Origin of the sequence: Streptomyces sp. NPDC097107 (assembly GCF_044762405.1) — a bacterium.
Lineage (GTDB): Bacteria > Actinomycetota > Actinomycetes > Streptomycetales > Streptomycetaceae > Streptomyces > Streptomyces thinghirensis.
In genome coordinates this window covers 140,653-155,880 of sequence record NZ_JBIWEF010000011.1, presented here as the reverse complement: position 1 = coordinate 155,880, position 15,228 = coordinate 140,653, and the positions used below count along the sequence as shown (strand labels likewise).

Below are 15,228 nucleotides of genomic sequence, written 5' to 3'. Positions count from 1 at the left end.
ACAGAAGATGAGCGGCAGCGTGCGTCACGGGTCTGTGACCGCGGTGCACGGTGGCTGGATGCGGGCCCGCCGGGCGCGATATGGATGGACCCATGAGCAGCAACGGGGGACCCCGCAACAGGTCGGACGAGCCGACGAGTTTCGGCCTGCGACCACCGAATCCGCCCGGCGCCGTGCCGCACCCCGGCAACCCGTACGCGGCACCCACCCGGATCGCGCCGCCCCGGTCGCCGGCGCCGCAGCCCGGGCACGCCCAGTCGCCCGCGCCGGACGCGGGCGCCGGACGGCTCATCGCCGGCCGCTACCGGCTGATCTCCAGGCTCGGGCACGGCGGCATGGGCACGGTGTGGCGGGCGAAGGACGAGACCGTGGACCGCGAGGTGGCCGTCAAGGAGCCCCGCGTGCCCGGCCACCTTCCCGAACGCGAACGGGACAACGCCTTCGAGCGGATGCGCCGCGAGGCCCGCGCCGCGGCCCGCCTCGACCATCCGGCCGTGGTCGACGTGCACGACGTGGCGGTGGTGGACGACCAGCCGTGGATCGTGATGGAGCTGGTCCGGGGCCGCTCGCTTGGCGACGCGTTGCAGGAGGGCACCCTGGGTTCGCGCGAGGCCGCCCGGATCGGCCTGGAGGTGCTCGGCGCGCTGGAGGCCGCACACGCGGCCGGCGTCCTGCACCGGGACGTGAAGCCGGACAACGTCCTGCTCGGGCGGCACGACCGGGTCGTGCTCACCGACTTCGGCATCGCCCAGATCGAGGGCGAGACCAATCTGACCGACACCGGCGGCTTCGTCGGCTCGCCCGAGTACATCGCCCCGGAGCGGGTGCTGGGCCAGCGCCCCGGCCCGGCGAGCGACCTGTGGTCGCTGGGCGTGGTGCTGTACGCGGCGACGGAGGGCGTATCGCCGTTCCGCCGCAGCAACACCCCCGCCACGCTCCAGTCCGTGCTCAACGCGGCGCCCGCGCCGCCCGCCTCTGCCCGGGGGCCGCTGGCCGAGGTCATCACGGGCCTGCTGGACAAGGACCCGGCGCGCCGTCCGGACGCCGCCCGGGTCCGCGCCCTGCTGAGCGCCGCCGCGAACCCGCCGGAGCCGGCACCCACCCAGGTCGTACACGTCGCCGGGGCGGACGGGCCGTCCCGGCCGGTGTCCAAGTGGAGCGTCCGGCTGGGCCGCAACGCGTGGATCACCCTCGGCACGGCGGTCGTCGCGGCGGCCGTGGCGTCGTACCTGGTGGTCGCGGAACCCTTCGCGGGGCCCCTGCCGGAGGGGTGGAAGAAGCACGGCCTCGGCGCGAAGCCCGGCATGAGCGTCGCTGTGCCGGCGGAGTTCGTGAAGCTGGAGCACCCCGACAAGTGGGACGGCACCACCGAGTCGTTCGCCGACCCGAGCGGCGCGATCACCGTCCAGGTGGACCGTGACATCAAGGCCGACGACGAGAACGGCGACCTCCCGGCCACCGCGGGGGCCAACGCCTGGGCGGACTGGGAGATGCTCAAGGACGGCGAGTACGCGTGGAACTTCGCCGACGAGCCCGCTCCCAGAGGCGAACCGGGCGAGACCGAGTACAAGGGCAGGAAGGCCGCCGAGAACACCATCGCCTACACGACGGCCGACACGCAGAACCCCCGCGAGCGCGAGTACCACATCCTCTACTACCGGGCGGACAACGGCGACATCTACAAGGTCTCCGTCGACTACCCCCGCAAGGGATACTTCGCGGACGAGGGACGGGAGATCGCCCGGACCGTCGTCGCCAACTGGGAGGTCGAGCAGCTCTGATGGAACCCCAGGGGCACCTGGTCGGCGAGCGTTACCGGCTGCTGAGGCGCGTGGCTTCCGGCGCCTCGGGGGCCGTCTGGCAGGCCTTCGACGAACGCGCGGCACAGGACGTCGCCGTCAAGCAGCCACGGCTGCCCGGTGACCCGGCGGACGAGACGTACCGCCGGGCCGCCCACCGCCTCTACCACGAGGCGCGCGCCGCCACCCGTGTCGACCACCCCGCGGCCGTCCGCATCCACCACGTGGTCGTGGAGGAGGCCCCACTCGACGGACCACCCTGGATCGTCATGGAGTGGGTCCCCGGCGAGTCCCTGCAAGAGGTACTCCGGCGCGGTCCGGTGCCGGCGCCCGAAGCGGCCCGCCTAGGGCTCGCGGTGCTCGGCGCACTGCGGGCGGCGCACGCCGTCGGCATCGTGCACCGCGCGGTCAGGCCCGCCAAGGTGCTGCTCGGCCCGCACGACCGCGTCGTGCTCACCGACTTCGGCACGGCCCGCGCACCGGACGAGGACGCCCCCCGGGGTGCCGGCCCCGCGGCGGACCTGCGCTCGCTGGGCACCCTCCTGCACACCGCCGTCGAGAACCGGTCGCCCTCCGGGCCGCTCGACCCGCTGATCGAAAGGCTGAGGGCCGAGGACGCCACCCGGCGACCGGATGCCGAGGAGGTCGCGCGGCACCTGGAGGCGGTGGCCGGTGCCCCTCGGTCCGCTCCGGACGGAAAAGAAGTGATCAGGTCCAGCCGCACCGGGTAACCTCCTGATCAGCGCATTTGTTGCCAGCGATCACTGGCGTTGTGTGAGCACTCGGTGAATCCCGATTACCGACGGGTACACAAAGCCCTCGCGGCGTCATACCCTGCGGCTCATGACGGACGCGCAGGCCCCGGAAATATCCGGCACGAACCCTCTCGCCCCCGCCCCCGCGGGCGCCCGCACCGCGGCCGACGTGGTCACGCCCGAGCTGGTCGCCCAGCTCACCAAGGGCGTGGCCGGCTCCGGCCGCACCGCCAACCACACGCCGTTCACCGGCGAGAAGCTGGCCGACCTGCCCGAGTCGACGCCCGAGGACGTGGCCGGCGCCTTCGAGCGGGCCCGCGCCGCCCAGGCCGTGTGGGCGCGCGTTCCGGTACGGCAGCGTGCCGCCGTCCTGCTGCGCTTCCACGACCTGGTCCTGGAGCGCCAGGCCGAGGTGCTCGACCTCATCCAGCTGGAGACCGGCAAGGCCCGCCTGCACGCCCACGAGGAGGTCCAGGCCGTCGCCGTCGCCGCCCGGCACTACGGCCGCAAGGCCCCGGCGTACCTGCGCCCCAAGCGGCACACCGGCGCCGTACCGACCCTCACGAAGGTCACCGAACTGCGCCACCCCCGCGGCGTCGTCGGGCAGATCGTTCCGTGGAACTACCCCTTCGAACTGTCCGTCGGCGACGCCCTGCCCGCCCTGGTCGCGGGCAACGCGGTCGTGATGAAGCCCGACACCGAGTCCTGTCTCACCGCGCTGTGGGCCCGTGACCTGCTGATCGAGGCCGGGCTGCCCGCCGACGTCCTCCAGGCCGTCATCGGCGTCGGCCCGGTCATCGGTCCCGAGGTCGTCAAGCACGGTGACTACGTCTCCTTCACCGGCTCCACCCGCACCGGCCGAGAGGTCGCCACGGTCGCCGCGGACCGCCTGGTCGGCGTCTCGCTGGAGCTCGGCGGCAAGAACGCCATGCTGGTCCTGGAGGACGCCGACATCGAGAAGGCGGCGGCGGGCGCCGTCCGCGCCTGCTTCTCCTCCGCCGGCCAGCTCTGCGTGTCCATCGAGCGGATCTACGTCCACGAGTCGGTCGCCGACGCCTTCCTCGACCGCTTCGCCGCCCGCACCCGCGCGATGCGGCTGGGCAGCGCCCTGGCCTACGGAGCGGACATGGGCTCCCTGGTCAGCGGGCACCAACTGGAGACCGTGAAGCGGCACGTGGCGGACGCCGTCGACAAGGGCGCGCGCGTCGTCGCCGGCGGAGTGGCCCGCCCCGACATCGGGCCGTACTTCTACGAGCCGACCGTCCTCGAGGGCGTCACGGACGCCATGACCCTGTGCTGCGAGGAGACCTTCGGCCCCGTCGTGTCCGTCTACCGTTTCAAGACGCCGGACGAGGTCGTCGACCGCGCCAACGCCACGTCGTACGGGCTGAACTCCTCGGTGTGGACCACGAACGCCCGCCTGGGCCGCGAGACCGCCGCCCGCCTGCGCACCGGCACGGTCAACATCAACGAGGGCTACGCCTCCGCGTACGGCAGCGTCCAGTCGCCCATGGGCGGCATGAAGGAGTCGGGCCTCGGCCGCCGGCACGGCTCCGAGGGCATCCTCAAGTACACCGAGTCGCAGACGATCGCCCATCAGCGGCTGCTGCCGATGGCGCCGTCGCTCGGCATGGACGACGAGAAGTACGCGGCGTTCATGAGCCGGAGCCTGCGCCTGATGAAGGCGTTCCGCTTCCGCTGAGCAGCCCGCCACCCGTACCCGTTCTCAACGAGGAGAGCACGTGTCGCAGGAGCAGTCCGTCCAGACCCGGGACGACGAGAACGGGTACGACTACGACGTCCTCATCGTGGGGTCGGGATTCGGAGGCTCGGTCTCCGCCCTCCGCCTCACCGAGAAGGGCTACCGCGTCGGCGTCCTGGAAGCGGGCCGCCGCTTCACCCGGGAGTCGCTGCCGAAGAACTCCTGGGACCTGAAGAACTACCTCTGGGCCCCCAAGCTCGGCATGTTCGGCCTCCAGCGCATCCACCTGCTCGGCAACGTCATGGTCCTGGCGGGCGCCGGGGTCGGCGGCGGCTCCCTGAACTACGCCAACACCCTGTACGTGCCGCCGAAGCCCTTCTTCGACGACCCCCAGTGGCGCGGCATCACGGACTGGCACGATGAACTGACGCCGTACTACGACCAGGCCAAGCGCATGCTCGGGGTCCGGCTGAACCCGACCATGACCCCGTCGGACGTGCACCTGAAGGCCGCCGCCGAACGGATGGGCGTCGGCGACACCTTCCACATGGCGCCGGTCGGCGTCTTCTTCGGCGACGGCGAGGACGCCGACGGCACGGCCGGGGCCAAGCCGGGCGAGAAGGTGTCCGACCCGTACTTCGGCGGCGTGGGCCCCGACCGCAAGGCCTGCAACGAGTGCGGCGAGTGCATGACCGGCTGCCGGCACGGCGCGAAGAACACCCTCAACGAGAACTACCTGTACCTCGCCGAGAAGGCGGGTGCCGTCGTGCACCCGATGACGACGGTCGTCTCGGTCACCGACGACTCGCGCGGCGGGTTCGCGATCGCCACCCTGCCCACCGACCGGCAGAAGAAGGGCGCCGGCCGCACGTTCACGGCCCGCCGGGTCGTCATGGCCGCCGGCACCTACGGCACCCAGACCCTGCTGCACCGCATGAAGGCGAACGGACAGCTCCCGCACATATCCGACAAGCTCGGCGAGCTGACCCGCACCAACTCCGAGGCCCTGGTCGGCGCCCAGACCGACGACCGGCGCTACCGCGAGGCCACCGGCGAGTCACGGGCCGACTTCACGCGCGGCGTCGCCATCACGTCCTCGATCCACCCGGACGCCAACACCCATATCGAGCCGGTCCGTTACGGCAAGGGCTCCAACTCGATGGGCGGCCTGTCCATCCTCCAGGTCCCGTACGCCGGGCACACCGCCTCGGGCGCGTCCCGCGTCCTGGGCTTCCTGGGGCACGCGGCCAAGCACCCGATGCTGGTCCTGCGTTCGCTCTCCAACCGCAAATGGTCGGAACGGACCATCATCGGCCTGGTGATGCAGTCCCTGGACAACTCCCTGACCACGCACCTGAAACCGACGGGCGTCGGCAAGGGCCTGCTCACCGCCCGCCAGGGCCACGGCTCGCCCAACCCCAAGCAGATCAAGGCGGCCACGGAGGGCGCCTCCGCGCTCGCCGCCGAGATCAACGGCTTCGCCGGTTCCAACGTCGGCGAGCTGATGGGCACCCCGCTCACCGCCCACTTCCTCGGCGGCTGCCCGATCGGCGCCTCGCGCGAGACCGGCGTGATCGACCCGTACCACCGCCTCTACGGCCACCCCGGCATCTCGGTCGTCGACGGTGCCGCGGTCTCCGCCAACCTGGGCGTCAACCCGTCCCTGACCATCACGGCGCAGGCCGAGCGGGCGATGTCGTACTGGCCGAACAAGGGCGAGAGCGACCCGCGTCCGGCGCAGGGGACGGCCTACGAGCGCCTGGCCGCCGTCGAGCCGAAGTCCCCGGCGGTCCCGGCGGAGGCCTTCGGCGCGCTGCGGCTGCCGTTCCTGGGAATGCCGGCGGTGCCGCCGAAGAAGTAGCGCAAAGGTGAGAGGGACCTGCGCCCCCCTCCGAGCGCAGGTCCCTCTCACCCAGCCTGTGTCACGCCGGTCCGTGCCGTGTCACGCCTCCGCGCCGGCCTTGCGCCGCCGCACCGCGAACACCGCGCCGCCACCGACGACGACGGCGAGCCCGCCGACGAGGCCGATCATCGGCAGCGCGGAGCTGGAACCGGTCTCGGCGAGGCTGCCGGTGACCTCGGGCGTGTTGGCGGCCGGCTTCTCGGCGGCGACGGGAGCCTTGCCGCCTTCCGTCGGCTCGGTGCCCTCGGTGTCGGTGCCGGCGGCCACGATCTGGAACTTGTAGGCGACGTCACCGAAGCCGGTGCACTCGCCGTCCGCGTCGCCGTAGATGGTCGCGCCGAGCGTGAAGCCGGCGCCGACCGGTGCGTCGGACCGCACGTTGATCCGCATCGGGATGTCGACCTCGTAGTCGGGCGCCAGCTCGTCGGTGTAACCGATGTAGCCGACCGCGTAGCCGAACTCGTTGAGGTCCTCCCAGATCTCGTCGTCCGGGTTCCAGGCCTGGAGGCTGACCTTCTTGCTCTCGAACAGCTCCTCGCCGTTCCGGTCGGCGGAGGCACCGGCCAGGTATTCGAGGTTCTGGAGCGTGGAGCCGGAGGTGTTGGCCACGTTCAGCGAGAACTTGTGCCAGCCGCTGCCCGCCGCGATCTTGCCAGGGAGGCCGGTGATGCTGACGTCGACCTTGGTGTCCTCGCACACCGACGGCTCCGGGTCCGGGGTCTCCGACTCCTCGGGCGCCGAGGTGCTCGGCGACGGCGAGGCGGGCGCGGAGGTGCTGGGCGCAGGCAACTCGGGGGCCGAGGTGCTCGGGGAGCTGCTCGGGGAGTCGCTCGCGGTCTCGCTCGGCGGCGGAGCGGTCTCGCTCGTGGACTGGCTCGGGGCCGGGTCCGTCGAGGGTGTGCTCTCCGGTGCGGTCTCGGCGGCGGAACTGGTCGGCGGCTGGGACGTCGGCGTGTCACCGGTCGCGTAGGCGGCCGGCGCCGCGAGCAGCGCCACCGGGGCGATCACTGCCGTGGCGGCCGCTGCTGCCATGGCGCGACGAAGCTTCATGAAGACCTCGAATGGTCCGGCGTACCGCGCACGGCGATACGGGAGAGTGGGAGGCCTCCGCGTGTGGGGCGCGGGTGTGGCCCATGGTTCGGTCCGTACGCCTGTTTGATCTGTGAAAGCTGTGAATGGTTGTCCCCGAACTCACAGAACTTTTATGTGGCGTGCGTCACTCCGGGCCGGCGAGGGAGGCGCGGACATGGCGAAGGGCCCCGCGGCATGAGCCGCGGGGCCCTTCCTCGGCCAGCACCGGCGTCAGGGCATCGCCGGTGCCTCGGGAAGCGGCGCCGGGGGGTTGCGCCGCTTGCTTCGAATGGCATGCGGTTCCGAATGACCGTGCGGTCGAGTGGGCCGAGGGACTCGGCCGCCGCCCCGTCGGCCGGCCCCGGGCGTCCCCGGAGCCGGCCGTTCTCTTGGGTGACCGGGCTGCTGTCCCCTGCCGTCCGGTCACTTTCCTGGAGCGAGGTCCCACGACGTGCGGCACGATCCGTACGTCTCATCGCTCCAGTGAGCCACGCGTGGTTCTTTCGGGCCCGCCCCTGGCTGACACGGACACCGGGACAACGAAGCCGCTCGCCTGCCGGTCACGCGCCGTACGGGTGAGAAACGCCCGAACTCGGATGCGACTCTCGGACCCGACGCTCAGACGCGCCCGCGGCACAGTTCCAGAATCGTCATCGCCAGCGCCGTACCCGGCTTGCCCAGCGCGTGCCGGTAGTGGTCGAGGACCTCCATCTCGCGGGAGAGGTTCACGCGCCGGCCGCCCGAGGTGATCCGCGCCTCCTGGATGACCGCGGAGACGGCCATCCGTTCCTGGATCAGGCCGATGATCCGGTCGTCCAGCGCGTCGATGCGCTCCCGGGCGCCCGTGATCACGTCGGCTGCCTCGGTGGTGCGGGCGCCGGTCTTGTCTGCCGCGGTGACGGTCATGTCGGTGTCTCCTCGCCGAAGGGGGCGGTGCCCCCGGCCGACGGGATCCGCAAACGCCAGGCGCCCCGGACCTTGTCGGCCCGGGGCGCCTGGGGAAGTCGCTTGTCAGTTGCTCAAGCAGCACGACCATGGCAGCCGGTGGGCCGGTTGCCATAGGTAAACAGGAAGGTCTGGTGCGTGAGCATGGGGCCAGTATGCCCCGGGGACGGACGGTGTCCAAGCCGGTTCGTATGGTGAGACCGCGGGGGAGGGGCGACCGTGCCGCCGTGGGCGGGGCGGGGCCACCCGCCCACCTCGGTAGAATCGGCAGTACAAGACCCCCGCCCGACCGCCGGAAGGCACCCCGTGTCATCAGCGACTCCCGCTGCCGCCGCCCCCGACACCGTCCTGGTCGTCGACTTCGGCGCGCAGTACGCCCAGCTCATCGCCCGTCGTGTCCGCGAGGCGCGGGTCTACAGCGAGATCGTGCCGAGCTCCATGCCGGTCGCGGAGATGCTCGCCAAGAACCCGGCGGCCATCATCCTCTCCGGCGGCCCCTCGTCGGTGTACGAGCCGGGTGCCCCCACCCTCGACCGCACCCTGTTCGAGGCGGGCGTCCCCGTCTTCGGCATGTGCTACGGCTTCCAGCTGATGGCGCAGACCCTCGGCGGCACCGTCGACAACTCCGGCGCCCGTGAGTACGGCCGCACCGACCTGTCGGTCCTCAAGCCGTCCTCCACCCTCTTCGAGGGCACCCCGGCCGAGCAGGCCGTGTGGATGTCCCACGGCGACGCCTGCTCCGCCGCCCCCGAGGGCTTCGCCGTCACCGGCTCCACCTCCGTCGTCCCGGTCGCCGCCTTCGAGAACGACGAGAAGAAGCTCTACGGCGTCCAGTACCACCCCGAGGTGATGCACTCCACGCACGGCCAGCAGGTGCTGGAGCACTTCCTGTACCGGGGCGCGGGCCTGCGCCCGGACTGGACCACCGGCAACGTCATCGAGGAGCAGGTCGCGGCGATCCGCGAGCAGGTCGGCGACCGGCGCGCCATCTGCGGTCTGTCCGGCGGCGTGGACTCCGCCGTCGCCGCCGCCCTCGTCCAGAAGGCCATCGGCTCCCAGCTGACCTGTGTCTACGTCGACCACGGCCTGATGCGCCAGGGCGAGACCGAGCAGGTCGAGAAGGACTTCGTCGCCGCGACCGGCGTACAGCTGAAGGTCGTGGACGCGCAGGAGCGGTTCCTGAAGGCGCTGGCCGGGGTCTCCGACCCCGAGGAGAAGCGGAAGATCATCGGCCGCGAGTTCATCCGGGTCTTCGAGCAGGCTCAGGCCGAGATCATCGCCGACGAGGGCCCCGCGGTCGAGTTCCTCGTCCAGGGCACCCTCTACCCGGACGTCGTCGAGTCCGGCGGCGGCACCGGCGCGGCGAACATCAAGTCCCACCACAATGTCGGCGGGCTGCCCGAGGACCTCGAGTTCCAGCTCATCGAGCCGCTGCGCAAGCTGTTCAAGGACGAGGTCCGGATGGTCGGCCAGGAACTGGGCCTGCCGGACGAGATCGTCCAGCGCCAGCCGTTCCCCGGTCCGGGCCTCGGCATCCGGATCGTCGGCGAGGTCACCAGGGAGCGGCTCGACCTGCTCCGCGAGGCCGACGCCATCGCCCGCGAGGAGCTGACCGCGGCCGGGCTCGACCGCGACATCTGGCAGTGCCCCGTGGTGCTGCTCGCGGACGTCCGCTCCGTCGGCGTCCAGGGCGACGGCCGCACCTACGGCCACCCGATCGTGCTGCGGCCCGTCTCCTCCGAGGACGCGATGACGGCCGACTGGTCCCGGCTGCCGTACGACGTGCTCTCCAAGATCTCGACCCGCATCACCAACGAGGTCAAGGACGTCAACCGGGTCGTCCTCGACGTGACGTCGAAGCCGCCGGGCACCATCGAGTGGGAGTGACCCGAGCGAGCCGAGTGGCCCCTAGGTGCGCCTGACGGTGCGCAGGGGCTTTTCGGGCTGCCAGACCTGGACGACGAGATACGCGTCGTCCTCCACGCAGGTCCGCACGACCTCCGTCAGCTCGGTTCGGAAGAGGTGGAACGGCTCCGGCGGTTCCACCTCTTCCACGTATCCGGCCCGTACCTCGGGGTCCTCCACCTCGACCGCCCGTCCGCCGATCCGCACGTCCCCGCCGCCCATCCCGGTGCCGTCGCCCGGGTTCGCCTGCAACGCGAAGCGTGGGTCCCGGCGCAGGTCGAGTGCCTTGACCGAGCCCGGCATCATGCCGAGCCACAGCTCGCCGCCGAGGAAGCGCACCTCCAGGCCGGTGGTGCGGGGCGAGCCGTCCTTGCGCAGGGTGGCGAGGGTGTGGTGGGTGTACGCGCCGAAGCGTGCCTCGACGGTGGCGGCCAGCGCGGGTTCGGCGGCGGCGAAGTCGGCCCAGCTGGCGGCGGCGTTCGCGGCGGTGCTGCTCGTGGCGGCGGTGCTTGGTGTCATACGCCGAGTCTGGACCCGAAAGCGGACACTCTCTGTCGGATATTCGTCGGGCATCTTGCCGGGCATCTGTCGGACACCTCGTCGGGCATCTTTCGGACATCGCGGCCGGGCGTCCTCAGAGGCCGGTCGTCGTCACGTCGTCAGAAGCCCCGGAGCACCGCCGCCTTTGTCACCCCGGAGCACCGCCGCCTTTCGTCATGGCGAACTCCGCGTCCGTGAGGACGCCGCCGCGGTGCAGCTCGCCCAGTTCGCGCAGCCGGCGCAGCAGGACGTCGTGATGGTCGGACCGCGGCGGCGCGGGACTCGGAATCCCGGACCGGGGCCCGCTCCCGGCGGACTCCGGGGCGGTGCCGTCCGCGTCTGCGTTCCGGCTCGAAGCCGACGCCCGCGACGGCCTCCAGCGGCACCGAGACCTCGCCGTACGTCTGCCGGAACAGCGGCACCGAGCGGTGCGGGCCCGGCGTGATCCGGACCGTACTGCCGTCGAACGCCCAGGTCCCGTCGCGCTGGATGATCTCGGCCATAAGGGAATTCTCGCAGCCGGGTCAACACGGCGGTCCGCGTGTCACCCGCGCTGAGCAGAGCGGACCGGGGGCGCCGGGCGCGCGGGGGGTGGTGTACGGCACAATTCGCTGTCGGCGAAGGGGACTCACGGTTCCTCCACGGGCGGCGCGGCAGTGCTGTCGCGGAGGCCGGCGCAGGTGCCGGCGCAGATGGTGTCACTGGGTTTTCGCAGGGGTTCGGGAAGGCGGGCGTTCGGGCGTGGCGGTGCAGGAGGCGAGACGCGGGAGCGGCTCGGACAAAGGCGCGTACGAGGCGGCGCACGGCGGGGGCTGCACCTGTGGGGACTGCCCGCACGGTGCCCGTGAGGGGCACCGCCGGGCGGTCGCCGCGTTCCTGCTGCGACGGGACGAGTTCGCGGCCGGACAGGGCCTGCCGGCCGCGGTGGCCCACTCGGCCTCAGCTTCCCGGCAGTGGGTCTCGGAGGAGTTGACCCAGTCCGCGGAAGTCGTCGCCGAACGCGGCCGGGCCGAGGGCGAGGCATGGCTCGCGGTACTCGGGCGCCGTACGGCGGCCGTCGTGTGGGCCGGGGTCGTACTGCTGCTGCTCGGGCAGTCGCTCACCGCGATCGGTGCCGACTGGACCGCGGCGCGCACCGCCGGGCTCGTGGCGGCGCTGGTCGTGGCGGGTGCGCTGACGGCGGCTTCGTGGTTCCACCGCGCGCGGGGCGGGGCGCTGGCCCCGGTCATCGGCGAGGACAACCGCCTGTCCACGTCCCGGGCGGTGGCGGCGGCCTGGGTGCTCTTCGTCGCCTACGCGGTGCTCGTCCTGGCCGGACAACTGGCGGTGGCCTCGGGTTCCGGCCGACGGGACGCGCTGATCTCCGGGCTCGGACTCGCCCGCGGCGCCGGTGCGGTGACCGTGCTCGCGGTGGTGTGCGGGATCGCGGTCCTGGTGCGGCGGGTGGTCGGACTGCGGGTGCTGGGACAGCGGCTGCAGAAGGTACGGGCGGACCGGCCGCGCGCGGCCGACCTGCTGACGGACGACGCGGGACGCGGGGCCTTCGCCGACATCCAGTACGTGGTGATCAGCACCGTCGCGCTGGTGTTCGCGGCCGTACGGCTGGCCCGGCGCCCGGAGCAACTGCCCGACCTGCCGTGGGGGCTGGCGGTCGTGGTGCTGGTGTCGGCGGCGACCTACGTGGCCGGGAAGTACGCGGAGGGCGGGCGCCCCGTGATCCTCTCCGTGGTCCGGGCACGGGAGGCCGGTGACCTGGACGCTCCGATCCGCACCGGCGACGACATCGAGATCCGGGGCGCCGGCTTCGTACCGCCGGGCGCGCAGCGCGCGGACCGCCTGTCCCGGATGGTCGTCCGCATCGGCGTGGTCAACGTCCACGTACCTCTGGTCCCGGTGACCGGCGGCTTCAGCAACCCCACGGACGACCTGCTGACGGTCCCGGTACCGGCGGACGTGGAACCGGGCCGGGTGGACGTCCAGGTCGTCACGAGCGCGGGCGTGGAAACCAACCGGTACGCGATCGACGTGACGGACTGACACCCCGCCGAACCCGCCGCCGACCGTCAGCCTGTCGAAACAGAGACCTGTCGAAACAGAGACCCGTCGAAACCCGGAACTGTCGAAACCGACAGGAAGAATCCGGTCGCAGAGGGATTGAGAGAGGCCCCCACGTCGTACGTATGGTCTGGTGGGGTCTCGGCACGCGCGGGCGAGAGGCGGCTGGCAGTGATGACTCACGGAACGCGGACGGATGCGTACACCTCGCATTCCGGCGGCGGCGGAGACTGGCGGGAGAACGCCACCCGGTACGCCCTCCTGCCCCTACGGATCTTTCTGGGCGTCACCTTCATCTACGCGGGCCTGGACAAGCTCACGGACAGCGCCTTCATGAAGGACGCGGGCGCCGGCTCGGTCGGCGACATGATGCGTACCGTGCGCGACTCCTCGGCCATCCCCGCCCTGGTCGACCTGGCTCTGGAGAACCCCGCCGGCTTCGGCTACGCCATCGCCCTCGGCGAGCTGGCGGTCGGCATCGGCACCCTGCTCGGACTGCTGACCCGACTGGCGGCGCTCGGCGGCGCGCTGATCTCGCTCAGCCTGTGGCTGACCGTCAGCTGGGCCTCCGACCCGTACTACTACGGCAATGACCTCGCCTACCTCATGGCCTGGATCCCTCTCGTCCTCGCGGGTGCCCCGCTGCTGTCACTGGACGCCGCTCTGCGCTCCCGCCGACGACGGCGGACGGGCGGGTACCGGTAGTCGTCGACGGATATCGGTAGACGCCGAGGGACACCGGTAGTCGTCGACGGATATCGGTAGACGCCGAGGGACACCGGTAGTCCTCTGCGGATACCGGTTGTCGCCCGCGGATAGAGGTGGCTCTCCGCGGATGTCGGTGGTCCGTCAGCCGGGGAGGTCTGCCCGGCGCTCGTCCCCGCCCGAGCGGAGTACTCCGCGGCGTCGGTGCACGGCCTGGGCCAGGACGCCGACCGCTCCCGCGGTGCAGAGGCCGCCCACGACGAGGGGGATCAGCACGAACCACGGCGTCTCCCAGAGGCCGCCCGCGTCGCCGGCGTAGACGACGCCCGCCAGGGTCAGGAAGAAGCCGGCGACCAGTCGTCCGGGCTGGAACCTATGACGCAGCACGGGTCACCTCCGCCTGTCCGACGCCGACCTGGAGGTCGAGGTCGAGCGTGCCGCCGTTCTTGCCGCCCGTGGCGGGGGCCAGGGTGACCTCCTTGTGCTTGCCCGGTGCCACGTCCACGTCCTTCTTGTCGTCGCCGGGCAACTGGATGTCACCCACGCCCACCTCGACGCTCAGCCGCACCGTCACGTCCTGCGGCACGACGACCTGTATTCGGCCCATACCCACGTCCGCCCGGGTGGTCACCGTCTGCCCCTCGGCCAGGTCGAGCCCGGACAGGTCCAGGGTGCCGCTGCCGGTACCGATGTCGTACTGCTCGCGTACGCCGGCCGCCGTGGTGGGCTCCCAGGTGGTCCGGACCCAATCGGTGCCGACGTCCCCGGGCACGGCGGTCGCCCCGGCGAGCAGGCCCGCCGTGATGATCGCCAGGAAGATCGAGCCGGACCCCGTGCGCCCCAGGAAGGCGCTGACCGCGATGCCGACGCCGAAGACGGCGAGGGCGCAGGCCAGGCCGGTCTGCAGACTGGTGCCGAGCGGTTGCTCGTCCCAGGTCAGCCGGGTGCCGAGGAACGCCGCGAGCAGGGCGAGAAGGAACACGACACCGCCGATTCCGCGAGGACCGCGCGGTTGCGGGGGCCGCGCGCGCCGGTCGTTCGCGGCGGGGCGGTCATGGCCCTGGCCGCCGCGGCCGATGTTGACGGCCGCCGCGATGTCGCGGGCCTCGGAGTCCGGTGGGCCCCACAGATAGCCCGTGCCGCCGACGTGGGTGCCGTCCTTGACTATGGGGTCGCGCCACCAGGAGGGCCAGGTGAACATGATCGGGGGCGCCTGGGCCTCCGGCGGAGCGTCGGCGGCGGCCTGGGCGGAGAGTGGATCGGGGTCGGGAGCCTTCCGCTGCCGGGACCAGTACCCGGCGCCCGCGAGGACGAGGGAGAGGACGACGGCGAAGGTCAGCACTCCGCCGTTGTTCAGCATGGTGAGGAAGACCCCGCAGCCGACCAGGGCGAACAGCACGGCCGTCAGCGCCTGGCCGTCGACCCGGCCGGTCAGCAGCTTGCGCACCTCGTTCTCGTCCTCGTCGTCGTAAGGGACGAAGAGCCAGGCGAAGCCGTAGAAGATGAGACCGATGCCGCCGGTGGCGGAGAGCACGGCGAGGGTGATACGGAAGATCACCGGATCCATGTCGCACTGCCGGCCCAGGCCCGCGCACACTCCGGCGAGCGTCTTGTGCCGCCGGTCGCGCCGGAACTTGTGGGGCGGACCGGGGACATCGGCGCCGGCGGGGGCGCCCGCGTCGGCTGCGGCACCGCCCGCGGCATCCGCGGCATCCGCGGCGGGCGCGGCGCCCTGCGGCCCGGCGCCCAGCGGGGGGCGCGGGCCGGGGCCGGGCCCCGGACCCGTCGCGGCGTGCTCGTGATCTGTCATGAGTCCATGGTGACGGGCGCGGCGCCGTGACGGCAGTC

13 protein-coding genes and 1 pseudogene are annotated in these 15,228 nt (G+C 72.1%); 8 read left to right on the top strand and 6 right to left on the bottom strand.

The window, feature by feature from the left end; all coding sequences use genetic code 11:
• Positions 1–92: 92 nt before the first annotated feature.
• From ACIQ1J_RS25890 to ACIQ1J_RS25875, 4 genes are all read left to right on the top strand, one after another.
• Positions 93–1,781, top strand: a complete 1,689-nt coding sequence (locus ACIQ1J_RS25890) for a serine/threonine-protein kinase (protein ID WP_403560464.1) — start codon at positions 93–95, stop codon at positions 1,779–1,781.
• Positions 1,781–2,530 (top strand): serine/threonine-protein kinase, encoded by a 750-nt coding sequence (locus tag ACIQ1J_RS25885; protein WP_403560462.1) that lies wholly within the window; start codon positions 1,781–1,783, stop codon positions 2,528–2,530. The genes ACIQ1J_RS25890 and ACIQ1J_RS25885 overlap by 1 nt, the downstream gene beginning before the upstream one ends.
• 112 nt (positions 2,531–2,642) lie before the next feature.
• Positions 2,643–4,256 (top strand): succinic semialdehyde dehydrogenase, encoded by a 1,614-nt coding sequence (locus tag ACIQ1J_RS25880; RefSeq protein WP_403560460.1) that lies wholly within the window; start codon positions 2,643–2,645, stop codon positions 4,254–4,256.
• Positions 4,257–4,296: 40 nt separating this feature from the next.
• Positions 4,297–6,117: a GMC oxidoreductase gene (locus ACIQ1J_RS25875; protein ID WP_403560458.1), complete on the top strand. Its 1,821-nt coding sequence runs from the start codon at positions 4,297–4,299 to the stop codon at positions 6,115–6,117.
• A gap of 81 nt (positions 6,118–6,198) precedes the next feature.
• Here the strand turns inward: ACIQ1J_RS25875 and ACIQ1J_RS25870 are convergent, their stop codons facing one another.
• Entirely contained in the window at positions 6,199–6,858 is a 660-nt protein-coding gene (locus tag ACIQ1J_RS25870) for an LAETG motif-containing sortase-dependent surface protein (RefSeq protein ID WP_403560456.1), read from the bottom strand.
• On the opposite strand from ACIQ1J_RS25870, the gene ACIQ1J_RS25865 reads away from it, so the two are divergent.
• Positions 6,827–7,129 carry a hypothetical protein gene (locus ACIQ1J_RS25865; protein WP_403560454.1) on the top strand — a complete coding sequence of 101 codons (303 nt, stop codon included), beginning with the start codon at positions 6,827–6,829 and terminating at the stop codon, positions 7,127–7,129. The two genes, ACIQ1J_RS25870 and ACIQ1J_RS25865, sit on opposite strands and share 32 nt — an antisense overlap.
• Positions 7,130–7,848: 719 nt before the next feature.
• Here ACIQ1J_RS25865 and ACIQ1J_RS25860 read toward each other — a convergent pair.
• Complete coding sequence (locus ACIQ1J_RS25860) at positions 7,849–8,136, bottom strand: chorismate mutase (protein WP_403560452.1); 288 nt, start codon at positions 8,134–8,136, stop codon at positions 7,849–7,851.
• Between the two features lie 345 nt (positions 8,137–8,481).
• Between ACIQ1J_RS25860 and guaA the strand changes: the two genes are divergently transcribed.
• A complete protein-coding gene (gene guaA / locus ACIQ1J_RS25855; RefSeq protein WP_210957873.1) occupies positions 8,482–10,062 on the top strand; it encodes a glutamine-hydrolyzing GMP synthase in 1,581 nt (526 codons plus the stop codon).
• A 21-nt stretch (positions 10,063–10,083) separates the two neighbouring features.
• Here the strand turns inward: guaA and ACIQ1J_RS25850 are convergent, their stop codons facing one another.
• Positions 10,084–10,599, bottom strand: a complete 516-nt coding sequence (locus ACIQ1J_RS25850) for a pyridoxamine 5'-phosphate oxidase family protein (RefSeq protein ID WP_403560450.1) — start codon at positions 10,597–10,599, stop codon at positions 10,084–10,086.
• A 314-nt stretch (positions 10,600–10,913) separates the two neighbouring features.
• Positions 10,914–11,123, bottom strand: a pseudogene (locus ACIQ1J_RS25845) (DUF4429 domain-containing protein); the annotation flags it as partial.
• A gap of 238 nt (positions 11,124–11,361) precedes the next feature.
• On the opposite strand from ACIQ1J_RS25845, the gene ACIQ1J_RS25840 reads away from it, so the two are divergent.
• Positions 11,362–12,657 (top strand): hypothetical protein, encoded by a 1,296-nt coding sequence (locus ACIQ1J_RS25840; RefSeq protein WP_403560448.1) that lies wholly within the window; start codon positions 11,362–11,364, stop codon positions 12,655–12,657.
• A gap of 192 nt (positions 12,658–12,849) precedes the next feature.
• Positions 12,850–13,380, top strand: a complete 531-nt coding sequence (locus tag ACIQ1J_RS25835; protein WP_403560446.1) for a DoxX family membrane protein — start codon at positions 12,850–12,852, stop codon at positions 13,378–13,380.
• A gap of 144 nt (positions 13,381–13,524) precedes the next feature.
• Here the strand turns inward: ACIQ1J_RS25835 and ACIQ1J_RS25830 are convergent, their stop codons facing one another.
• Together ACIQ1J_RS25830 and ACIQ1J_RS25825 are read right to left on the bottom strand one after the other, a co-directional pair.
• Entirely contained in the window at positions 13,525–13,767 is a 243-nt protein-coding gene (locus tag ACIQ1J_RS25830) for a hypothetical protein (RefSeq protein WP_403560444.1), read from the bottom strand.
• Positions 13,754–15,190: a PspC domain-containing protein gene (locus tag ACIQ1J_RS25825; RefSeq protein ID WP_403560442.1), complete on the bottom strand. Its 1,437-nt coding sequence runs from the start codon at positions 15,188–15,190 to the stop codon at positions 13,754–13,756. Before ACIQ1J_RS25825 ends, ACIQ1J_RS25830 begins: the two co-directional genes overlap by 14 nt.
• Positions 15,191–15,228 lie beyond the last annotated feature (38 nt).